Source organism: Burkholderia sp. AU44665, assembly GCF_030504405.1.
Lineage (GTDB): Bacteria > Pseudomonadota > Gammaproteobacteria > Burkholderiales > Burkholderiaceae > Burkholderia > Burkholderia semiarida.
The window spans coordinates 212,749-235,367 of sequence record NZ_JAUJRI010000008.1 but is presented as its reverse complement, the minus strand read 5'-3'; the positions used below and the strand labels follow the sequence as shown (position 1 = coordinate 235,367).

Sequence of the window (22,619 nt, the reverse complement as noted above, 5' to 3'; positions counted from 1 at the left end):
AGTCGTGCGCAGCAGGGGAGCAAACCGCGTGCCGCATCGCGAACGTCGCCGGTGGCGGCATGGGCCTTGCTGAAAGACCGGAGCAGGAATTTCCATCACGCGATCGTCCATAGGGAGAAAACGCCATGAAGTCAGTATTCGAATCGAAGTTCGTCGCGCGGCACGTGCTGGGCTGCGCGGCCGTCGCGATCGCCGCGGCCGCGCCGGCCGCGTGGGCGCAGAACTCGCAGCGCTCCGACGAGGGCACCGGCGCGCCAAACCCGTCGATGGACATGTCGACGCCGGGCACCAACGGCAATACGGCCGCGCCGCCGCCGCCGGCGGGCACCCAGCGGCATGGCGCGAAGCACGGAATGCGGTCGCACAGCGGGTCGGCCGGCCATGTGAAGCCGGGCGGCGGCCCGAACGGTGCCGGCCAGGGCGGCAGCGGCTCCCCCGGCGGCGGCGTCGGCGGCGGGTCCGGTGGGGCCGGCGGCACGGGCGGCTCGGGTGGCACGAGCGGGACGGGCGCCGGCAACGGCGGGTCGGCGGGCTCGACGGGCACGGGCGGCGGCGGGGCCGGCGGGACGGGCGGCGGTTCCAGCGGTTATTGACGGTGTCGTGCCGGCGCGGCCGGCACGGCGCGATGGCGGCGCGGTTACCCGGGACGGGCGCGCCGTCACCACGCAGGAGGACATCATGCAATCGAATTCCCGGATTTTTCTGGAGCACGACGAGATCGACGACGATGCAGGCGACATGGACGATCTCGACACGACGGTGCACGTGGACGTCGAAACGGGCAGGGTCATGTTTCATGCGGCGTGGGCGAACGCGGTCGAGGCGCCACCCGAGGCGGCGCGGCATTCGGTCGTGCTCGCGCTCGAATGCTCGACGATGGAACGCTATGCGGACCTCGACGACGGGGCGCGGATGCGCGTGCATGCGATGTTGCATGACGCCGTGCAACAGACGCTCGAACAGTTGCCCGATACCGACGAGAATCTGACGCTGACGGTCGAGCTGACCGACGCGATGCTCGACGCCGCGCGTCATTTGCAGTGATCGCGGCGCATCGAACGGGCGCACGGCGTCGGCTTACATCCCGTTGAAAAGTTTGCACCGCCGACCGTGACGAACGGGGCAGGCGAGACGACGAGAGGCATACGCACGCCGGCGCGCGGGTCGTTCCCCGATTGCAGGGCAATACAAGCGCGCATGGTTGCCGCGGCGTGCCGCCTGCGGCGCCTTGAGCACGCGGCACGCCGATTGCTGCGCGACGAACACGGCACGACGTGTGCCACACCTTCCACGGAGGCATTCATGAGCGGCAGGCTGGATCATTGCAAGGTAGCGATTCTCGCGGTCGACGGCTTCGAGGAAGCCGAGCTCGTCGAACCGCAGCGCGCGCTCGCGGCAGAAGGCGCGCAGGTGGACGTGATTTCGCAGAAGGGTGGCGAGATCCAGGGCTTCAGGCATGTCGACAAGGGCGAGCGCGTGAAGGTCGATCGCACGTTCGACGAGGCGCGCGAAGGCGACTACGACGCGGTCGTGTTGCCGGGCGGCGTCATCAACGGCGACGCGATCCGGATGGTGCCCGCCGCGCGCGAATTCGTGACGGCGGCGGTGGGCGCCGGCAAGCCGGTCGCGGCGATCTGTCACGGCGGCTGGCTGCTGGTATCGGCCGGGCTGGTCGACGGCAAGACGATGACGAGCTGGCCGAGCCTGCAGGACGACATCCGCCACGCGGGCGGCAAGTGGGTGGACGAGGAAGTCGTGCGCGACGGCAACCTGATCACGAGCCGCAAGCCGGCCGACCTGCCCGCGTTCAACGGCGCGCTGGTCGAGCGCCTCGCGGCGCGGGGGGGCGTGAGCCGATGACGACAGGTTCCCCGCGCGCCGTCACGCTGACCGACGAACCGCCTGCGTTCGACGGCGCGGCGCTGCAAATGCGCTTCGTCGTCGAGGTCGGTGGCGTGCCGCATGACTGCGCGATCACCGTCGAGGCGCTCGAAGACCATTTCGGCGCGCGCTCCGCGCTGGAAGCCGACTTGCGCGATGCGTTCGAGCGCGGCCGTGCGCGGATCGAAGCCGCATGCGCGGACGTGCTGGCGAGCGGCAACCATGACGTGGTGCTGCACAGCGGGTATTTCCGTGCGCCGGCAGGCGCAGCGAGGGCCGGGCTGTTTCGCTCGCGGCGGCCCTGAATCGGGCGGGCGTCCGCTCGGCGCCTTCAGCTTGAAACTCGACAGCCGGCTGACGCTGTTTCAGCGCGGCATGAGCGAAGTTGGGCTGCTCGCCTCTCGCTACGATCATGGTGCAAAGCACGTCAATCAGACCGGTCCGATTTTGCCTGTTCCGTAGCATTTGAGAAACGTTCTCCGTTTCTCAAAAATTATTCCGAATACGGTTCATCGATCTAACAAGTACCAGCGTCAGAGCGATGAACAAAGAGACCTACCGTCTGGTGCATTCCAGGCGCCGAGGGATGGCGGTCGCAGTCGCGGAAACCGCGACCACCACGGGGAAATCAGCGAGCGGCGACGCGCGTGCGCGCCGCACATCCCGCAGGGCGTCCATCGCGACGCTGGCCGCCGCGCTCGGTGCCATGCCCGCGATCCCCTGGGCGCAAATCGCACCGACGCCAGGCACCCCGACCCACGTCATCCAGACGCCGAACGGCTTGCCGCAGGTCAACATCGCCGCGCCGAGCGGTGCCGGCGTATCGGTCAACAACTACGATCGGTTCGATGTGCACCGCAACGGCGCGCTGCTGAACAACTCGCCCGCGATGGTGCACACGCAGCAGGCGGGGATGATCAACGGCAACCCGAACTTCGGCCCCGGGCAATCGGCACGCATCATCGTCAATCAGGTCAACAGCACGGCCGCCAGCCAGATTCGAGGCTATGTGGAGGTCGCGGGCAACCGCGCGGAAGTGGTGCTCGCGAATCCGGCCGGCATCGTGGTGGACGGCGGCGGTTTCATCAATACCAGCCGCGCCACCTTGACGACCGGGCGGCCGTACTATGGTGCCGACGGCTCGCTCGCCGGCTACCACGTGAATCGCGGGTTGATCACGGTCCAAGGCGCGGGTCTGGACGCATCGAGCGTCGATCAGGTCGATCTGATCGCGCGCGCCGTGCAGGCCAATGCAGCGATCCACGCGAAAAAACTGAACGTGATCGCAGGCGCCAGTCAGGTCGATCGCGATACGCTCGCCGCGACGCCAATCGAGGGCGATGGCGCCGCGCCGGGCGTCGCCATCGACGTCAGCCAATTGGGCGGCATGTACGCCGAGCGGATCCTGCTCGTCTCGAACGAACGCGGCGTAGGGGTGGCGAACGCCGGGACGATCGCCGCGCAGTCGGGCGATCTGACGCTGCAGTCGAACGGCCAGCTCGTGCTCGGTGGCAAGACGAACGCGACCGGCAATCTCGCAATCACCGCGCAAGGCGGTATCCGGAACGACGGCACGACGTACGGGCAGCGCAACGTGTCGGTATCGACGACCGGCACGCTGTCGAATAACGGTGCCCTGGCCGCACGGCACGCACTCAACGTCTCGGCCGACAGCGTCGCGTCGACGGGCTCGTTGGGCGCGGGCGTCAATGCGGACGGCGCGGTAACCCATGACGGCGACCTGATCGTCACCGCGACCGGTCAGCTGACGGCGAACGGCCGGAACGTCGCGGGCGGCAACGTCGCATTCACGGGCAGCGGCATCGACCTGTCGGGCTCGAAGACGGCTGCGAACGCAAACGTTTCGCTGCTTGCTCACGCTGGCGGCCTGAACCTGACGAACGCGACGACCAGCGCGCAACGTGCGATCGATGCACGTGCCGCAGGCGTACTCGTCAACGACCACGGTACGCTGTCGAGCCAGGCTGGCACGACGCTCGCGGCCCGCGCGCTGTCGAATCGTGGCGGACAGCTTTCGGCAGTCGGCCCGCTTGCAATCGATACATCGGGACGGCTCGAGAACCAGGGCGGCACGCTCGTCACGGACGGGGCGTTGACGCTCAGTGCCGGCGATATCGCAAACCGTGCCGGCACGATGCAAAGCGGCGGCGCGCTGTCGGTGAAGGGCGCGTCGCTCGACAACTCGGCGGGCCGGATCGTGTCGCTCAATGGCGACGGCCTGACACTGTCGGCGACCGGCCGGCTGACGAATGCCGGCGGCACGACGGCGACCGGTGTGCAAGGTGGCGTGATCGGCGGCAACGGAGACGTGACCGTGCAGGCGGGTAGTGTCGTGAATCACGGCAGCCTGACGGCACAGCACGCACTGCAAGTCACGGCGGCCCTGGTCGACAACCGCGACGGCGCGATGGCGGCGGATCGGCTGAACGTGAAGACCACGGATCTGCACAACGCGCGCGGCACGCTCACGCAGTACGGCAGTCAGGAAACGACGGTCGACGTCAGCGGCACGCTCGACAACGCGAGCGGTACGATCCAGACCAACGGCACGAACCTCACACTGGCACCGGCGGCGCTCGACAACGCGAGCGGGATGATCGTGCACGCCGGTACCGGCACGCTGGCGCTGATGCCGGGCCTCGGTTCGGGGCTGCTGACGAACGCCGGTGGCACGATCCTGAGCCGTGGCACCATCGGGTTGTCGGCAGGCGCCTTCGACAACATCGGCGGCACGTTGGCCGCGCTCGGTTCGATCTCGGCCCACATCGGCGGCGAACTGAACAACACGGGCGGCGCGCTTGCCGCGAACGGTGACGTGACGCTCGATGCCGGTTCCATGACCAACGGACGGGGCGGCCAATTGAACGGCGCGAATGTACTGCTTCGCGCAAATAGCCTGAACAACGACGGCGGCGGAATCACCGGCGCCGGCGGCGACGTCGGCATCACGACTGCCGGCGCAGTCTCCAACGCGGGTGGCCAGATCGGCGCGATGCGCGATCTGTCGATCCGCGCGAGCACGCTCTACGGCGGTGGAGCGTATAGCGCGGCGAACGATCTGGCGTTGTACTTGCGCGGCGATTTTACGAACACGTCGGACTACCAGTTCAATGCAGGCCGCAATCTGGCGTTCACACTGCCGGGGACGTTCAACAACGACGCCGGTCTGATGAGCGTGAACGACCTGAGCGTCGATGCGGGCGACGTCGTCAACAGTGGCGCAATGGCAGCGGGCGGCCGGCTGCGCACGCAGTCGAACACGCTGATCAACACCGGCACGCTGGTGGGCGCAAGCGTGTCGCTCTCGGCTGCGTCTGCGCTGGCGAACGTCGGGCCGACCGCGCTGATCGGGGCGTCTGCCAGCGATGGGCTGCTCGAACTGCTCGCGCAAAACATCGAGAACCGCGACGACACGACGACAACCGATACCCCGGCGCTGACCGCGATCTACGGTCTTGGCCGTGTGGTGCTGGCGGGTGGCAAGGATGCAGCCGGCCAATACACGAAGGCTGCGCATATCCTGAATCAGTCAGGCCTGATCCAGTCGGACGGCGACATGGCGCTGCATGCCGATCTCGTGACGAACACGCGTCGAGACATGCAAACGGCATGGACCTCGCAAGTCGATGCCACGCTGCTCGAGCGGCTCGGGATCAGTCTGTCCGGCCGCACCGGCCAGGTCGGCGTCAAGGATCCGGACAGCATCGGCGGCGTCTACGTCGAGCCGCCGCATGGTGGCGAGTACAACAGCACGTACCAATACACGACCTATACCGGCACGCCGCTGGCGAACCTTGTCTCGAAGATCAGTCCGGCCGCGCAGATCGTGGTGGGCGGGAGTCTGAACGCGTCGTCCGTCGACACGTTCCAGAACTACTGGAGCCAGGTGACGGCGGCTGGCGATATCGAGATACCGCGCACGCTCGATCAGGATAGCTGGAGGGGACAGCTCGCGCCGCAGGTCAAGGTGACCTACACGGGCAAATATTGGTACCGAAACTACGACGGCACCAAGTTCTGGAGCTATTCGTTCTGCGACACGCCGGGCTGCAATGCGCCATCGGACATTCGCGAGTACGCGCTGCCGAGCTACGAATCGAGCTTCGTCACGAACGGCACGCTCTCCGGCACGGGCGTGAGTATCGACAACCCGGCCGGCAATGCGGGGCGCCCACCGATCGGCCTGCCGCCGGGTGTCGACGTTGGCGCGGTCGGCGGCGGCATCGACCGCGTGATCGCGAGCGCGACGGCGGTCGACGTGCTGAAGAACCTGACGATTCCGCAGGGCGGCCTGTTCCATCCGAACCCGGCGCCGAACGCGAACTACCTGATCGAGACGAACCCGGCGTTCACGAGCCGACGCGCGTTCATGTCGAGCGACTACTATCTGCAGCAGCTCGGGCTGAACCCGGAGCAGACGGCGAAGCGCGTTGGAGACGGGTTCTACGAGCAATGGCTGGTGCGCAATCAACTCACCTCCCTGACCGGCAAGGCGGTGCTCGGGCCGTACACGGACATCGAATCGATGTATCAGGCGCTGTTGTCGTCGGGTGCCGCGCTGTCGAAATCCCTCGATCTGCCGCTCGGCGCGAGCCTGTCGGCCGAACAGGTCGCGCAGCTCACGAGCAACGTGGTGCTGCTGGAGACGCGTGTCGTCGACGGGCAATCGGTGCTGGTGCCAGTCGTGTATCTCGCACAGGCGAGCCGGCAGGACATGAACGGCCCGCTGATCGCAGGCGGAAACGTCGATCTGAAGGATGTGCAGTCGTTCTCGAACAGCGGCACGCTCCGCGCCGCGGACAGCCTTTCGATCGGCGGCCGGAGCCTCGACAACCGCTTCGGTGCGCTGCAAAGCGGCGGCCGGATGACGCTGGCGACGACCGGGACAGTCGATCTGACCTCGGCAAGCGTGAAGGCCGGCGGTCTGGCGCTGGCAGCAGGCGGCGACCTGATCCTCGATACCGCGACGCACACGCGCAGCCAGGCGAGCGCAGACGGCGCGACGCGCGTGTCGACGACGCTCGGGCCGCAAGCGGGCATCGACGTGGCCGGCGACGCGGCGATCGCGACGGGCGGCAACTTCCGGCAGAACGCGGGCAATCTGAGTGTCGGCGGCGATCTCGGGATGCAGGTCGGCGGCGACTGGACGCTCGGCGCGCAGCAGGTCGGCGAGCACAAGGTAGTCGAGCGCGCGAACGGCGTGTCGGACACGGAAGTCAATCGATCCACCGGCAGTGCGGTCAAGGTCGGCGGGAAGTCGGCGATCGTCGTAGGGAGGGATCTCACCGCAAAGGGGGCGCAGATCGAACTGGGCGGTGGCGGTGCGGTCGTGGCCGGCGGCACCGTGACACTGGGCGCAGCGAGCGCGACGTCAACCGTGAACAGTACCAGCTCGGGTAGCGAGGGCAGCCGCGGCTATGCCGAGTCGCTGCACACGTCAGATCAGGCCCTGAGCGGCACGACGCTGACCGGTGGCGACAGCGTGGCGATCGTGGCGGGTAAAGACCTGAACGTGATCGGCAGCGCGATCGGTCTGGACAAGGGCAATGCGACGCTGGCGGCCGGGGGCGACGTGAACATCGGCGCGGCGACCGGCACGCACGAACTGAATGCGCACGAAACGCACAGCCGCAGCGGCGTGGTGAGCGGCACGAAGGTCGCGAGCGGGATCGACCAGACGATGACGCTGAACCAGGGCAGCCTGGTATCGGCCGATGGCGTGACGATCGCTGCTGGCCGCGATCTGATTATCCAGGGCAGCACCGTCGTCGGTACGAACGACGTCGCGCTGAGCGCGGCGCGCAACGTGACCGTCACGACGACGCAGGATGCGCTCGCGTCGTCGAGCTACTACCAGAAGAAGGAAACGGGGCTGATGTCTGGCGGCGGCCTGTCGGTGTCGGTGGGCAGCAGTTCGCTGAAGACGACGAGCCAGACGAGCGAGGTGTCGAATAATGGCAGCACGATCGGCTCGCTCAACGGCAATCTGAGCATCGTCGCCGGGAACGACCTGCGTGTGACGGGCAGCGACCTGATTGCCGCGCGGAACATCAGCGGCACGGGCGCGAACGTGACGATCGATGCGGCACAGGCCACTGGTCATCGCGCGCAGACGCAGGAAGTATCGAAGAGCGGGTTGACGCTCGCGCTGAAGGCGCCGGTGATCGACGCCGTGTCGAAGGTGGTGGGCCAGTCGCGCGCAGCCGGCAAGAGTCAGGATGGTCGTGCGGCCGCACTGCACGGGATGGCAGCCGCGAGCGGGGCAATCGATGCGGTGGGCGCAGGCGCGGCGGCATTGGCCGGAGGCGCGACACCCGAGTTCAAGGTCGAACTCAGCGTCGGCAGCAGCCACAGCAAGAGCGCGTTCAGCGAGGACAGCGTGACGAATCGCGGCTCGAATGTGAACGCCGGCGGAACGGTGGCGTTTGCGGCAACCGGCAACGGTCAGGCGGGCAGCGGCAATGTGACGATTGCCGGATCGAACGTGAACGCGAGCGACGTGATTCTGGCCGCGAAGAACGACGTCAACATCGTCAATACGACGGATACCGATTCGACGCGCAGCACGAACGAGTCGAAGAGCGCGAGCGTGGGTGTGTCGGTCGGCACGGGCGGGTTCGGTATCTCGGCGGCGATGTCGAAAGCCAACGGCGACGGTAACAGCGATCTGGCCACGCAGAACAACAGCCACGTGAATGCTGCAAACGGTGTGACGATCATGTCGGGCGGTGATACGAACATCATCGGCTCGAACGTGAAAGGCAATCAGGTGAATGCCGACGTAGGCGGAAACCTGAACATCGCCAGCGTGCAGGATACGCTGGCGAGCGCGGCGCATCAGTCGAGTTCGGGTGGCGGTTTCAGCATCAGTCAGGGTGGCGCCAGCGCGAGCTTCAGCCAGAGCAAAGGGAATGCGACGGGCAGCTATGCGGGTGTCGATGAGCAGGCCGGCATTCAGGCGGGCGATGAGGGCTTCAATATCAACGTCACCGGCAATACGGACCTGAAGGGTGGGTTGATCGCGAGTAGCGCGGATGCGTCGAAGAATTCGTTGACGACAGGTTCCCTCACCTTCTCGGACATCCAGAACCAGTCGCACTACGACGCGAGCTCGAGTGGCTTCAGCGCGGGCGCGACGACAGGCGACGGCGGGATGAACTACAGCACGCATGGAAGCGCGTCGGGCAAGAACGCGGGTGGTGCCGCGCCCATGCTTGGCCAGAACGACAGCGGAAGTGATAGCGCGACGACGAAGAGCGGTGTCAGCGCCGGAACGGTCACGATCACGGATTCGGTGAACCAGAAGCAGGATGCGGCGAGCTTGAGCCGCGATACGACGAACACGAACGGGACGGTCGCCAAACTGCCCGACGTGCAGAACCTGCTGGCCAATCAGTCGGACATGATGGCTGCAGCCAGCGCGGCCGGCGAAGCGGTGTCGCGCCGGATCGGAGACTACGCGGACAAGATGATGAAGGATGCGGCTGCCAACGGTGACCAGGCAGGTGTCGATGCGTGGAAGGAAGGCGGAGCGAATCGCGCGCTGATGCAAGGTGCTGGTGCGGCGCTGGTGACGGGCCTGGCCGGCGGCAACGCGGTTGGCGGTGCTGCCGGCGCGGCGGTCGCGTCGATTGCCGCAGGCAAGCTGAACGAACTGAGCAGCGCGATCGCAGGCAGTGATCCGACCGGCAATGCCAATATGAATCAGGCGCTGGGCAATATCGTGGCGAACGTGATCGCGACGGGGGCTGGCGCCGCTGTGGGCGGCGACGCGGGAGCGTTCTCGGGGTACAACGTCGATCGGTTTAATCGGCAGTTGCATGTTGAAGACAAGACGCTCGCGAAGCAGCTTGCCGATAAAAGCAAGGGGAAATACTCGCAAGCCCAGATCGAAGACCAGATGCGTATCATGGACGCCAATGTGAACGGGACGAACGCGTCCGGGGCGCCCACGACGCTGATTGGTCAGTTGCCCGCCGATTCGGGAGCGCGATGGGTGTCGGGCGGCACGACCAGTGATGGGAAAACGATCCTCACGCAGCTTACAGCACAGCCTAATCCAGAATTGCAGGCGTACATCGCGACGAATGCGGGATCGGTGCCGGCCGGTGACGTGCCGCGCGTTACTTACACTCCCAACGGAAACGGTGGAAGCTGGAACATAACGGGGCCGTTTACGAAGTTTGACAAATCGGATGCGAATTACGTCAAGGCGACGACGGGCGACCTGGCGTCGGCTACGTCGACAACGGCTGGATGGCTCGGAGCCGTCACTGGTGCACTAGCATCGGCACCTACGCCACTCGCCCCGACATTTGCAGGAATATCGTATGCGACCACTGTGGTTGGAGTGGGTGCCGATGCGGTGGGCCAGGCACTAAGTCCCAATGTCGGGCAATATTGGGTCACTGGTGGCGTCAATGTTCTATCCAATTACGTTTCTGGAAGATATCCGATTCTTGCGCCCGTGATTAACGCAATTGGAAACACATTTAACAACGATCAAAGCGTCGGGAAAGTTCAGGGTTGGATGAACTCATATTGGCAAGCCGTGGCAAATGGCATCTCGACCAATGGAGGAGAAGGTGCGAAAAATTAAAATCATTGAAAATGGAAATTTCACTGATTGGATTAGGTTGATTTTCATTGTTGCGGGTTTTGCGTTGATGTTCTGTGCATTTAAGTTAATTGCCCCGACCATCTTCGGTGGAATGGTGGCACTCATTGGATTCGCTCTCGCTCTGATCGGAGGATTTGCAAGTCGAGCACATATGCTGAATATTAAACCATTCGGCGGTTCGGCATGGCGTAAAGCAAAGAAGACATACCAGGAAGATAACCGTAAATGAGGCTTGTATAAATGGCTATCTTCATAGTAGCCAGTCGCAAGAATCGAATGCAACGTTTAGCCAATCCGGCGGCATCCAATTCCATCGCCATGGACTCTTCAGGGGTTTTCCAGTTGCGGGTCTGGTGAGGGCGGCCGTTCATCAGTTTGGCAATATCGTTCAGTTACGTCTGCGTGGCGCCTGATACATTCATGAGTAGGTGTGGGTTTTGGCGGACTTACACGTGCGCCAAATCTGGGTGGAGGTGGTTCCACCAGTGTTAGTTTTCCAGTTTTTACAATTCCTGGCATGCAACCTAAACGGAGATGATTGCTCGCATGACGAAGATGAAATTCGATAAACGAGCTTGGATGGTTGTTCGAGAAAAGTGGGCCAAGATGATGCATAGGCAAGAAATTGCTTACTGGGTTGCTGTAACCGCTGCCGGTGTATTTATTGGTGCACTGCTGATAAGGAAATGGTTTTTTAGGCGTTATACCTACTGACTAGATTAATAGGCGGTCGGTAAGCTAAACGAACTGAGGAGCGCGATCGCCGGCAGTGATTCGACCGGTAGTCATATCAGCAGCGCGGAACCCAACGGCGGCGACGTTACACGCCGTTGAAAACTTTGCAGCGGTTCACGATCGCCCCCAAGTGCCCTATCACGTGGCATCGGCGCGGCACGGATACCGGCCGAAGTATGCCACTTGGCACGGTCCCTGCATGCCCCTGACGTCGCCGGCGCACGATACGCGCCGCATGCCGATGCGACGCCGTCGTCGCATCGAGCGCAACCGTCAACCGGGGAAACGAGCATGCTGACCGCCCACGAATTCGCCGCACTGTTCCTCGCGCATCACGCGCCGGAGCAGATCCAGATCGATCGCGACGACGTCGTCGCGCTCGTCGAACGACGCCTGATCGTGATGGAGCACGACGACGCGTCGGGCGCGCACCGACCCGCGCTGACGGCCGACGGCCTGTCGGTGCTGCGGGGCGTGCAGCGTCATGACGACGCGGCTGCCCACGCAATCGGCCTGAACGAGGCGACCGACGGGTGATGCGCAGGGCCTCGCGCCGCGCTCACCGCGCGACCGCGACCGGCGCATTGACCTGCACGACGGGCGGCTTGCCTTCGAATGGCGGCGCGTACAGGAAGCGGTCGATCACGCCGGGCTCGAACAGCAGGCAGTAGGTCGAGCCGCCGAACTGGAAGTAACCAATCTCGTCGCCCTTGTCGACGCGCTGCCCCGGCACGACCTCGACCACGCACGACGATACGTCGCCCATCCCGACGAACACGGCCGCCACGGTGCCGATGCCCGGATCGTCGCTCGCGATCGCAATGACCGCGCGTGCGGCCACGGCCGTCATGTAGCCCTGCGAGTCGTTGAGCCCGGCCGGGTCCGGGCCTTCCGCTTCGGCGACCGAATAATAGGTGCCGTCGACTCGATACGCGTGGGTGACGACGCCGCGCACCGGCGCATGCCAGCGGTGATAGTTGTACGCGCTGAGGTAGGCCTGATAGACGTCGCCGCCGACGAAGCGCTCGGCGAGCGGCAGCCACGCGGGCGTGAAGAGGTCGCGCAGCGAATACGGCTGCGACTTGATCCAGAACGTGTCGCGCAGCTTCACGTTGGTTTCGGCGTGATAGGGCGCGGCTTCGCACGCGCTGACGATCACGTGCGGATCGTCCGGGGCCGCGACGGGCCGCGCGTCATCGCGAAAGCGCCGCGTGAAGAAGTCGTTCCACGAATCGAAGCCCCAGTGCGGCTGATCTTCACGATACTGGAACTGCGACAGCCCCAGACGCTTGCGTGCTGCGTCGCAGAACCATCCGTCGGGCGCGGACGTGTCGAGATGCACGCGCGAGTGCGGGCCGCCGAGGAAGTCGCACCAGACGTTCAGCACGCGCTTCAACTGCGCGTTCACGGCCGCGTCGCGAAACACCGCGTGGCCCGACGGCATGCACATCGGCCAGTCGAAGAACGCGTTCAGCGGGCACACGATCAGGCTTTCCTCGCTGAACGGCGGCGTGTAGGTCATCAGATGGTCGAGCACGGTCATCAGCTCGCCGATCGACGTGTAGCCGAGCCGGTATCCCGATTCGCACGCCTCGTCGATCGCGCGGGTCAGGCTCATGCGCAGCACCGCGTTGTCGTCGAACAGCCGCGCGAGGTCCTGCACGGCCGGCGTGCGCAGCCGCTCGCCGGCATGCGCGCGGGCTTCGTTCGCGATTTTTTCGCGGAACGCGGCCATGCGGGATTCCTCGGTGGCCATCCATCCGCCGAGGCGGCGGCGCGTGGCGGGCGGCGTGTTGCGATTCGTCGGCATCGTCACCTCCGGAACGGTTTCGGTCGAATCACCGGAGCAAGATGCTTGCCCGGCCGGCGGCACCGAAATTGCTGCGTTCGGGCGACCGGTTTCTTTCGATGACTCAGGAGAACGGAATGGCTACAGCTTCGAACGCACGACAGACAGACGATGCAGGCTCGACGGACGAGCGTCGCCGCGACGGGCAGCGGACCGTGACGCCGACACGTACGCGGGCTCGAGTGCGAGCGCAGGCGGCGCCGCGCGACGGCGCGCGGCGGGCCGAGCGCGGTGACCGCGGCACAAGCGGAAACGGGCCGGTGACGCCGAGCCGCGGAGAAGAGGCGGCGAAACCGCTGTGGGAAGACGACCGCGGCGAGATGCCGCCGGAGGAGTGGTCGTAAGGTCGCTGACGCAGATCGTCGGCCGAACAAACTGGCTAGCGATCGGACGTTTCGGGTGAAAGCCGATCACGCGTTTGAAAGATCGATTATTCGCGGCACGTTTTTGCACAAAATCGATCGCGGGCTGCTCCCGGGCTACCGTCAATCGGACATCGCCTTCAGTTTTCATGCCGCGCCGCGACGAGCACCGCCACAGGCAACTCGGCCAGACAGCGATCGAGCGCCAGCACGCCATCCGGCGCATCGATCGCGTCCCCGGCATTCAACGCGTCTGTCCAGGGCCCTTCGACGCCGCGCGGCAGCACGACGGCCGTATCACCCCATCGCGCCGGTTCCACGCGCGGCAATCCGGGCGCTTCGCCCAGCAACCGGCAAGCGAGCCGCGTCGCGACCACCACCACGGTCGCCGCATCGTCGCACCGCGCGAACGCCACCGCATGCCGCGCCAACTTGCCGCGCACGCGCAGCGGAACGTACACGCCATCCGCGAACGTCGTCGGCCATCGCGCCCGCAGCGCCAGCATCCGCTCGATCAGCGCGCGCTTCACGCGCGCGTCGGGCCACGTCGGCAGATACGACGTAACGGGCGCGTCGACCGCTTCGGCCGCCAGCGTCGCGAACGGCACGTCGCGCCGGTTGTCCGGATCGACGAGCGAGTGATCCCATGACTCGGTACCTTGATACAGATCGGGCACGCCGGGCGACGCGATCCGCAGCGCCGTCTGCGCGAGGCTGTTGACGACGCCGGCCGGCGCGATCCGCGCGACGAACGCATGCAGCCGATGCGGAAAATCCCCGGCGCCGCGCGGCGTCAGGATCGCGCGAACGAATGCCTCGCAGCCGCGCTCGTAGTCGGGCTCGGGCGCGAGCCAGTCGGTGTGCTGCTTCGCTTCGCGCAGCGCCTTCGTCTGCCATTGCACGACGCGCGTCGCGAGCGCGTCGAGGCCGGCCGCATCGTCGGGTGCGAGCGCGGGCGGCCAGCAGCCGACGAGCGTCTGGTACAGCATCGCCTCGGCGGCCGGCCCGGGCGTCCACGCGAGGTCGCGGTGCGCGCCGCCGCGATGCGGCAGGTTCAGCGCCGACCAGTCGAGCGATGCCGCGCGCCACGCATCGGGCGCCTCGCTGAGCACCGCGAGCCGCGCACGCGCGTCCTCGCCGCGCTTGTGGTCGTGCGTGGCCGTCGCGACGAGCCCGTGCGGCACGGTGCGCGCGCGACGCCGGTTGCGCGCATGGAACGCGCCGCGCGACAGGCTGAAGTCGCCGGCGTCGGCGCCGACCTCGTTGCGCGACAGCAGCCGGCCGTAGCGATAGTTGGCCGTATCCTCGACACCCTTCGCGGCCAGCGGCGCGGTGAGCTGCGCGAACGCGACGCGCGCCGCGACCAGCGCGTCCGCGTTCGCGCGCGGCACGCGCACGTCCGGCAAGCCGAGCCACGCGGCCACGCGCTCGAGCGCGAACCGGTCGGTCGGATCGACAGCCGCATACGCACCGTCATACGCGTGGGCGAGCACGCGCCGGTCGGTGTCGGCGAGTTCGTCGCCCGGCGCCGGATACATCCGGTACACGGGCAGCCGCACCGCGAGTTCGCCGAGCACGCGCTGGATCGCGAGCCGGCTCACGTCGCGCGTCGCGGGCGACGCCCGCGCGATCCCGTGCAGCAACCGCGCGACGCGCGCATGCTCGACGGCGAGCTGGCGCATCAGCACGCGCCGCTTGCCGTCGAGCGCTTCCTGCGCGAACGTGCGCGCCGAACCCGACACGGCCGCCCAGTGCGCGGCGAGCGGTGCGGCGCCGGCCGGGTCGTGCAGCAGCGCGCCGACGTCGTTCATGAAGTCGTAGCCGGTCGTGCCGTCGACGGCCCAGTCGCTGCGCAGCGCCTCGCCGGGCGCGAGGATCTTCTCGACCACGATGTAGGGCCGCGCGTCGCGCTGCGCGGCGAGCCGCGCGTGCAGCCGCCGGCAGTACGCGCGCGGATCGGCAAGGCCGTCGACGTGATCGACGCGCACGCCGTCGACCAGCCCGGCCGCGTGGAGGCGCAGCGGCAGCGCATGAACGGCGTCGAACACCGCGTCGTCTTCGACGCGTACGGCCGCGAGCGTCGCGATGTCGAAGAAGCGCCGCCAGTTCAGCTCGTCGGCGGCCGTGCGCCACCACGCGAGCCGGTAGTGCTGGCGTTCGAGCAATCGATGCAGGCAGGCGCGCGAGCGGGCGCGGCGCGGGTCGGCGCCGCGCAATACTGCGTCGAGCGCGTGCGGGCCGTGCGCGGCCGCATGATCGCGCAGCGCCGCATGGGCGGCGGCCAGCCGCGCGCTGCCGCGTGCCGGCGCGGCATCGAAGCGCTCGGCGAGCGCGTTCAGGTCCGCGCGGTTCGCGATGCGCAGGATTTCCGCGTAGGTGGCGGCGGCCACGGGCAGCCGCCGCCCGGGACACGCGATGTAGAAGCGGCCCGCGGCCGGATCGGCGCGCAGCGTGATGTCGCCGGCCGCGAGCGCATCGCCGTACGGCGCGCCGAGGCACGGCAGCAGCACCTTGCCGTCGAGCGCCGGGTCGGGCGGATGCCAGTCGATGTCGAAGGTGCGTGCGTACGGGCTCGCCGGCCCCCATTCGAGCACGTCGTTCCACCAGCCGTTCGACGACCCGCCGACGCCCATGTGGTTCGGCACGATGTCGATGATGATGCCGAGGCCGCGCGCGCGCAGCGCATCGACGAGCCGCAGGAAGCCGGCTTCGCCGCCGAGTTCCGCGCTGAGCGCGCCGTAGTCGACGGTGTCGTAGCCATGCAGCGAGCCGCGCTCGGCCGTCGACACCGGCGACAGGTACAGGTGGCTCACGCCGAGCCGCGCGAAGTAGTCGGCGTGCGCGGCCGCGTCGTCGAACGTGAAGCCCGCGTGCAACTGCAGGCGCAGCGTCGCGCGCGGCGTCATGAGCGGCGCCCCCGCGAACGGCGCGCATGCACGACGGCGGCGATGCGCGTGCGCACGTCGGTGTCGAACAGCGTGTCGACCGTGCGCGGCAGACGCTGCCGCCAGTTCGGATGGCCGCACGGCGGCCCCGGCAGGTTCGGCTGCGCGTCGAGCGCGAGCAGATCCTCGAGCGGCAGCAGCGCGAGCGGCGACGGGCTGCTCGCGACGTAGCCGAGGATCGCGTTCACCGGCGGCATGTCGGCCGGCGGCACCGCGGCGCCGGCCGGCGCGCACCCGGCCTGTTGCAGCGCGCGCCACAGCGCCGCGCGCTCGGTGGCGCGTTCCGCGTGGGCGGCGAGCAGCTCGGGCGGCGAAGCCGGCGGCGGCATCGGCTTGCCCGGCTCGGGGCGCTGCACGGTATCGTGTCCGAACGCCATGCGCTGCACGATCTCGTCGGAATCGTGCGCGCTCGCATCGTCCGGCGCCGGGGTGGCCACGTCGCGCGGCGGTGTGTCGTCGCGCCGTTTACCGGCTTCGGCGTCGGCGGCGACGCGTCGCCACCCGAGATCGACGCCGCGCCACCAGCCGGCCACGGTCGGCAAGTCGTGCGTCGAGGTGGTCGCGATCGCATCGCGATCCCATGCGGACGGCGGCCGGAACGCGCCGTTCGCGTCGCGCTCGAACCACAGCACGCGCATGCCCGCGACACCCTGCGCGCCGAGCCGTTCGCGCAATCCGGCCGGCACGGTGCCGAGATCCTCGCCGATCGCGATCGCGCGATGGCGGGCCGCCTCGAGCGCGACGAGCCGCACCAGATCGTCGAGCGGATAGCGCAGGTACGCGCCGCTGCGCGGCGAGCCGCCGTCCGGCACGATCCACATCCGCGCGAAGCCGAGCACGTGATCGATGCGGATGCCGCCCGCGTGCGCGAACGCGGCGCGCAGCAGCTCGATGAACGGCACGAAGCCGTCCGCGCGCAGCGCCGCGGGCGTCCACGTCGTCACGCCCCACGCCTGGCCGGCCGCATTGAACAGGTCGGGCGGCGCGCCGAGCGACACGCCGCGCAGCAGCGTCGTGCCGTGCGCCCACGCGTCGCTGCCGGCGCGATCGGAACCGACCGCGAGATCGGCGATCAGCCCGGTCGCCATGCCCGCGCCGCGCGCCGCGTGCTGCGCGTCGCCGAGCGCGCGCGACGCGCACCATTGCAGGAAGGTGTGGAACGCGATCGTGTCGGCATGCGCGTGCGCGAACGCGTCGACTTCCGCCGATCCCGGCATGCGCCATTGCGCCGGCCATTGCCGCCAATCCGCGCCGATCCCGTGCTCGATGCAGAACGCCTGCAGCGCATCGAAGCGCGCGTGCGCGTCGAGCGCCGCGCCGCCCGCCGCGCGAAACCGCTGGTACGTGTCGCGCGACGGGTCGTCGCTCGCTCGCCATGCGTCGAAGCATGCACGCAGACGGCGCAGCTTCGCCGGCAGCACGCGGGGCCAGTCGATCAGTGCGGCGTCGGCGACGGCGGCCGATGCGCGCGGCGCGGCATCGGCGCCCGGCACCGCGTCGCAGTCGAGATACGCGACGTTGTGCCAGCGCCTCGACGACGGCGAATACGGGCTGTCGTGCGCGGGGAGGGCCGGAAAGCCGGCGTGCGTCGGGCTGATCGCCACGGCCTGCGCGCCGTGGCGCGCCGCGTGCGCGGCGAGCCGCGCGAGCGTTGTGTAGTCGCCCGCGCCGTCGTCGCCGGTGCGGCGCAGGCCGTAGAGCTGCGCGGCGATGCCCCAGCGGCTGTTCGCGTCGCGTGTGCGCGCGAACGCGTCGAACGGCCGCGCGCGCGGCGGTGCGATCGCGAGCCCGATACGCTGCTCGCCGACGTCGAGCGCGTGATAGCCGGCCATCGCGAGCGGCGGCAGCGTGCCGTGTTCGCCCGTGCCGCCCACGCGCCCGTCCACGTGCCCGCCGCTTTCGAGCGAGATCCTGAAGCGCGCGCCCGGCGCCGCGACGGTCGCGGGCAGCGTCAGCGGCAGGCCGGCGTCGCCGGTCACGGTACGCGGCGGCGCCGCGTTCGCGTCGGCGAGCGCCGCCGCGCTGTCGACCCGCTGGATCGCGGTGCCGCACGGCCAGCCGAGCGCATCGACGAGCGCGACGAGCGCGTCGTCGTCCACGCGCCGCGCGACGCCGCCCGAGTCGGTCCAGTCGGGCTCCAGCCCGGCCGCACGGGCGAGCGCCGCGATCGGAACGTCGGTCGTCATGATGAACTCCGTCCGTTCGCGCGGTGATGCCGCGCATCCTGGTTGACCGCGCCGTCGCGCCACGCGATGCACGCGCGGGGCGGCACGTGCCCGCCCGGCAGCCGGTCGCGCGCGCGCGGCGGCGTCTCGAACACGATCTTGCCGACCGGCAGCGCGGGCAGCGTCGCGTCGTGCGAGCCGAGATTCAGCGCGATCGTCAGCGTGCTGCCGTCGCCGAGGCGCCAGCGCGCGGCGAGCGCGGGCGGGTCGCCGTCGCCCGCGAGCAGATCGACGCCGAGCGACCGCGCGCCGGCCAGGTGCGGCGTCACGAGCGCCGCGCGCACGGCCAGCGCGCTGCGGTAGAAGCGCCGCCACGCGGCCGCGTCGGGCCACGATTCGTCGGGCGGATGGTGCGACGACGAGCGCACGAACGTCGCGATGTCGTTCGGATCGGGAATCGCGTCGCGATGCGCGGCATCGGCGAACGCGGGAAACGCGGCGAATTCGCGGCGCCGGCCTTCGCGCACCGCGTCGGCGAGCGCGCCGCGATAGTCGGTGAAGAACTGGAACGGCTGCGTGCTGCCGTCTTCCTCGCCCATGAACAGCAGCGGAATCGACGGCGCGAGCAGCATCAACGCGGTGGCCGCGCGCACCGCGTCGTCGTTCGCGAGCGCGCGCAGCCGTTCGCCGAACGCGCGGTTGCCGATCTGGTCGTGGTTCTGCAGAAACACGACGAACGCGGTCGGCGGCAGGTGCGCGCTCGGCTCGCCGCGCGCGGCGCCGTCGTGCAGCGGCGACGGTTCGCCCTGATACGCGAAGCCTTCGCCGAGCGTGCGCGCGAAATGGCGCAGCGGCGCGTCGGCGTACGCGCGATAGTAGCCGTCGCGCTCGCCCGTCAGCAGCACGTGCGCGCTGTTGTGGAAGTCGTCGTTCCATTGCGCGTCGAAGCCGCCCGGGCCGAGCAGGCTCGCGGTATTGCGCTCGTTCTCCAGCACGAGATGCACGTGGCGCGCGTCGCCCGCGTGCGCGCGTACGCGGCGCGCGAGTTCGCGCAGCCATGCGTCGTCGCCGATCGCGTGCGCGGCGTCGATGCGCAGCCCGTCGAAACGGTACTCGTCGAACCAGTACAGCGCGTTGTCGATGAAGAACGCGCTCGTCTGCGGGCGGGAGAAGTCGATCGCCGGTCCCCACGCGGTCTGCCGGTCCGCGCGGAAGAATTCGGGCGCGTAGCGCGGCAGCAGGTTGCCGTCGGGGCCGAAGTGGTTGTAGACGACGTCGAGGAACACCTGCAGCCCGAGCCCGTGCGCGGTGTCGACCAGCGACTTCAGCTCCTCGGGCCGCCCGTACGACGCGTCGGGCGCGAACGGCAGCACGCCGTCGTAGCCCCAGTTGCGCGCGCCCGGGAACGCGTTGACGGGCATCAGCTCGACGGCGGTCACGCCGAGTTCGGCGATCGTCGGCAGCCGCCGCTCGACGGCCGCGTAGCCGCCGCACGCGCCGACATGCAGCTCGTACAGCACCGTCTCGTGCCACGGGCGGCCGCGCCATGCGTCGTGACGCCAGCGGTACGCGGTTGGATCGACGATCTGGCTCGGTCCGTGCACGTCGTACGGCTGGAAGCGCGACGCGGGATCGGGCACCGCGAGCGCGTCGTCGAGCAGGTAGCGGTACAGCGTGCCGGGGCCGCACGGCGCGACCGTCTCGAACCAGCCGTCGCCGGCCGGCGTCATCGGAATCGCGCGGCCGCCTTCGTCCTGCAGCTCGACGGCGGCCGTGCGGCTCGCGGGCGCCCACAGCCGGAAACGCGTGTGGTCGGCATCGACGCAGGTCGCGCCGAACGACGATTCGAATGCATGCGTGCCGGTTGGGCGGGCGGAACGGGATGTCATGGCGATCCTCGGGAAGGAGACTGATCGGGCGGCGGCACGGCCGCGACCGCGATCGCGGCCGCATGCGCGGCGACGTCGAGGCCCGCTTCCGGCCACGAGCGCGGGCCCGAGTCGGGCGTCGCGGTGTCGAGCAGGATCCGGTAATCGAGTACGGGCGCGGGCGGCATGAACGTGATGGTGTCGGCCGATGCGTTCAGCATCACGAGCAACGCCTCGGTGCGTCCGGTGCGGCCGGTGCCGACGCGCCGCATCGTCAGCGCGCGGCGTTCGCCGTCTTCCCACGCGGGGACGGTCAGCGCGTCGCCGCGTTCGTCGAACCATTCGATCTCGCGCATGCCCGGCGCGCCGTCGCGGTCGCCCGATGGGTAGCCCGGCGCCGACATCACCGGGTACATGCGCCGCAGCGCGGCGAGCCGCGACACGAAGCGGGTCATCTCGATGCCTTCGTCGCCGTGCGCCAAGTCCCAGTCGAGCCAGGACAGTTCGTTATCCTGGCAATACGCGTTGTTGTTGCCCTGCTGCGTGCGGCCGAATTCGTCGCCCGCCACGAGCATCGGCGTGCCGAGCGCGGTAAACAGCGTCGCGAGCATCGAGCGCGCGACGCGCCGGCGCACGTCGCGGATCGCCGCGTCGTCGGTCGGCCCTTCGGCGCCCCAGTTCGCGCTGCAGTTGTCGTCGCGGCCGTCGCGGTTGTCCTCGCCGTTCGCGTCGTTGTGCTTGCCCGCGTACGACACCAGATCGGCGAGCGTGAAGCCGTCGTGCGCGGTGACGAAATTGATCGATGCCCAGGTGCGGCGCCGCCCGTGATTGAACAGGTCGGCCGAGCCCGACAAGCGTGCCGCCAGTTCGGGGCGCTGGCCAGCGTCGCCGCGCCAGAAGCGTCGCACGGTGTCGCGAAACCGGTCGTTCCACTCGGCGAAGCCGGGCGGATGGCGGCCGAGCTGATAGCCGCCGGGGCCGAGATCCCACGGCTCGGTGATGAGCTTGCGCTGCGCGAGCACGGGGTCTTGCCGCAGCGCGTCGAAGAACCCCGCGCCGGGTTCGAAGCCGTGATCCTCGCGGCCGAGCGTCACGCCGAGATCGAAGCGGAAGCCGTCGATGTTGAACGCGGTGGCCCAGTAGCGCAGCGAATCCATCACCATCTGCACGACGCGCGGATGCGACATGTTCAGCGTGTTGCCGCACCCGGTTTCGTCGACGTGGTAGCGCGGATCGTCGGGCCGCAGCCGGTAATAGCTCGCGTTGTCGAGGCCGCGCCACGACAGCGTGGGCCCGAGCTGGTTGCCTTCGCACGTGTGGTTGTAGACGACGTCGAGCACGACCTCGATGCCGGCCGCGTGCAACTGGCGCACCGCGATGCGCATTTCGTCGAGTCGCCGCGTCGTCAGATACGACGGCTCCGGCGCGAAGAACGCCGCCGTGTCGTAGCCCCAGTAGTTGCGCAGCCCGCGTTTCACGAGCTCGCGCTGCTGCAGGAACGCGTGAATCGGCAACAGCTCGACCGTCGTCACGCCGATCGACAGCAGATGATCGATGAACGCCGGATGCGCGAGCGACGCGAACGTGCCGCGCTCCGGCGGGCGCAGCCCGGCGCGGCGCATCGACGCGCCGCGGACGTGCGTCTCGTAGATCACGGTACTGCGCCACGGCACGTTCGGGCGCCGGTCGTTGCTCCAGTCGAACGCTTCGTCGACGACCACGGCTTTCGGCATCGCGGGCGCCGAATCGCGGCGGTCCATCGACAGATCGGCCCGATTCGAATGCACGCGATAGCCGAACAGCGCGTCCGACCAGCGGAACTGGCCGACCAGCTTGCGTGCGTACGGATCGAGCAGCAGCTTGGTCGGATTGAAGCGATGGCCGTTCTGCGGCTGGTACGGGCCGTCCGCGCGAAACCCGTACACGGTGCCCGGATGCGCGTTGGGCAGGTAGCCGTGCCACACCTCGTCGGTGCATTCGGGCAGGTCGAGGCGCGCGAGTTCCTTGCGGCCGGTCGGATCGAACACGCACAGCTGAATGCGATGCGCGTGCGCGGAAAACACCGCGAAATTGGTCCCGAGACCGTCCCAGGTCGCGCCGAGCGGATAGCTGCGGCCGGATTCGAGACGGGTGGGGAGGGCGGTCGGCATGGGGCGGTTCTCCGTGTCGAGGG

At 68.4% G+C, this 22,619-nt stretch carries 14 protein-coding genes; 9 read left to right on the top strand and 5 right to left on the bottom strand.

Annotated elements, in window-relative coordinates:
- Positions 1-125 precede the first annotated feature (125 nt).
- From QZM15_RS19005 to QZM15_RS18965, 9 genes are all read left to right on the top strand, one after another.
- Entirely contained in the window at positions 126-593 is a 468-nt protein-coding gene (locus tag QZM15_RS19005; protein ID WP_275920434.1) for a hypothetical protein, read from the top strand.
- An 85-nt stretch (positions 594-678) separates the two neighbouring features.
- Entirely contained in the window at positions 679-1,044 is a 366-nt protein-coding gene (locus QZM15_RS19000) for a DUF3022 domain-containing protein (protein WP_059575213.1), read from the top strand.
- Between the two features lie 258 nt (positions 1,045-1,302).
- Entirely contained in the window at positions 1,303-1,860 is a 558-nt protein-coding gene (locus QZM15_RS18995) for a type 1 glutamine amidotransferase domain-containing protein (protein WP_302107033.1), read from the top strand.
- A complete protein-coding gene (locus tag QZM15_RS18990; protein ID WP_226225980.1) occupies positions 1,857-2,186 on the top strand; it encodes a DUF1488 domain-containing protein in 330 nt (109 codons plus the stop codon). Before QZM15_RS18995 ends, QZM15_RS18990 begins: the two co-directional genes overlap by 4 nt.
- 31 nt (positions 2,187-2,217) lie before the next feature.
- On the top strand, positions 2,218-2,343 hold the full coding sequence (locus QZM15_RS18985) for a hypothetical protein (protein WP_256940252.1): 126 nt from the start codon (positions 2,218-2,220) through the stop codon (positions 2,341-2,343).
- Positions 2,344-2,422: 79 nt separating this feature from the next.
- Complete coding sequence (locus QZM15_RS18980) at positions 2,423-10,501, top strand: hemagglutinin repeat-containing protein (protein ID WP_302107032.1); 8,079 nt, start codon at positions 2,423-2,425, stop codon at positions 10,499-10,501.
- Positions 10,488-10,751 (top strand): hypothetical protein, encoded by a 264-nt coding sequence (locus tag QZM15_RS18975; protein ID WP_302107031.1) that lies wholly within the window; start codon positions 10,488-10,490, stop codon positions 10,749-10,751. The genes QZM15_RS18980 and QZM15_RS18975 overlap by 14 nt, the downstream gene beginning before the upstream one ends.
- A gap of 317 nt (positions 10,752-11,068) precedes the next feature.
- Positions 11,069-11,236 (top strand): hypothetical protein, encoded by a 168-nt coding sequence (locus QZM15_RS18970; RefSeq protein ID WP_302107030.1) that lies wholly within the window; start codon positions 11,069-11,071, stop codon positions 11,234-11,236.
- Between the two features lie 312 nt (positions 11,237-11,548).
- Positions 11,549-11,794 (top strand): hypothetical protein, encoded by a 246-nt coding sequence (locus QZM15_RS18965; RefSeq protein ID WP_302107029.1) that lies wholly within the window; start codon positions 11,549-11,551, stop codon positions 11,792-11,794.
- A 22-nt stretch (positions 11,795-11,816) separates the two neighbouring features.
- On the opposite strand, the gene QZM15_RS18960 is transcribed toward QZM15_RS18965, so the two are convergent.
- From QZM15_RS18960 to glgX, 5 genes are all read right to left on the bottom strand, one after another.
- Positions 11,817-13,067, bottom strand: a complete 1,251-nt coding sequence (locus QZM15_RS18960; protein WP_302107028.1) for a phosphatidylserine decarboxylase family protein — start codon at positions 13,065-13,067, stop codon at positions 11,817-11,819.
- Positions 13,068-13,608: 541 nt separating this feature from the next.
- Positions 13,609-16,374 carry a malto-oligosyltrehalose synthase gene (gene treY, locus QZM15_RS18955; RefSeq protein ID WP_302107027.1) on the bottom strand — a complete coding sequence of 922 codons (2,766 nt, stop codon included), beginning with the start codon at positions 16,372-16,374 and terminating at the stop codon, positions 13,609-13,611.
- Positions 16,371-18,599, bottom strand: a complete 2,229-nt coding sequence (gene malQ / locus QZM15_RS18950) for a 4-alpha-glucanotransferase (RefSeq protein WP_302107026.1) — start codon at positions 18,597-18,599, stop codon at positions 16,371-16,373. The genes treY and malQ overlap by 4 nt, the downstream gene beginning before the upstream one ends.
- A complete protein-coding gene (gene treZ, locus QZM15_RS18945) occupies positions 18,596-20,467 on the bottom strand; it encodes a malto-oligosyltrehalose trehalohydrolase (RefSeq protein WP_302107025.1) in 1,872 nt (623 codons plus the stop codon). Before treZ ends, malQ begins: the two co-directional genes overlap by 4 nt.
- A complete protein-coding gene (glgX, locus tag QZM15_RS18940) occupies positions 20,464-22,596 on the bottom strand; it encodes a glycogen debranching protein GlgX (RefSeq protein WP_089466138.1) in 2,133 nt (710 codons plus the stop codon). Before glgX ends, treZ begins: the two co-directional genes overlap by 4 nt.
- Between the last annotated feature and the right edge of the window lie 23 nt (positions 22,597-22,619).

Coding starts and splice junctions, on each gene's coding strand:
- QZM15_RS19005 (WP_275920434.1), top strand. CDS start 126: ATGAAGTCAGTATTCGAATCGAAGTTCGTCGCGCGGCACGTGCTGGGC.
- QZM15_RS19000 (WP_059575213.1), top strand. CDS start 679: ATGCAATCGAATTCCCGGATTTTTCTGGAGCACGACGAGATCGACGAC.
- QZM15_RS18995 (WP_302107033.1), top strand. CDS start 1,303: ATGAGCGGCAGGCTGGATCATTGCAAGGTAGCGATTCTCGCGGTCGAC.
- QZM15_RS18990 (WP_226225980.1), top strand. CDS start 1,857: ATGACGACAGGTTCCCCGCGCGCCGTCACGCTGACCGACGAACCGCCT.
- QZM15_RS18980 (WP_302107032.1), top strand. CDS start 2,423: ATGAACAAAGAGACCTACCGTCTGGTGCATTCCAGGCGCCGAGGGATG.
- QZM15_RS18970 (WP_302107030.1), top strand. CDS start 11,069: ATGACGAAGATGAAATTCGATAAACGAGCTTGGATGGTTGTTCGAGAA.
- QZM15_RS18965 (WP_302107029.1), top strand. CDS start 11,549: ATGCTGACCGCCCACGAATTCGCCGCACTGTTCCTCGCGCATCACGCG.
- QZM15_RS18960 (WP_302107028.1), bottom strand. CDS start 13,067: ATGCCGACGAATCGCAACACGCCGCCCGCCACGCGCCGCCGCCTCGGC.
- treY (WP_302107027.1), bottom strand. CDS start 16,374: ATGACGCCGCGCGCGACGCTGCGCCTGCAGTTGCACGCGGGCTTCACG.
- malQ (WP_302107026.1), bottom strand. CDS start 18,599: ATGACGACCGACGTTCCGATCGCGGCGCTCGCCCGTGCGGCCGGGCTG.
- treZ (WP_302107025.1), bottom strand. CDS start 20,467: ATGACATCCCGTTCCGCCCGCCCAACCGGCACGCATGCATTCGAATCG.
- glgX (WP_089466138.1), bottom strand. CDS start 22,596: ATGCCGACCGCCCTCCCCACCCGTCTCGAATCCGGCCGCAGCTATCCG.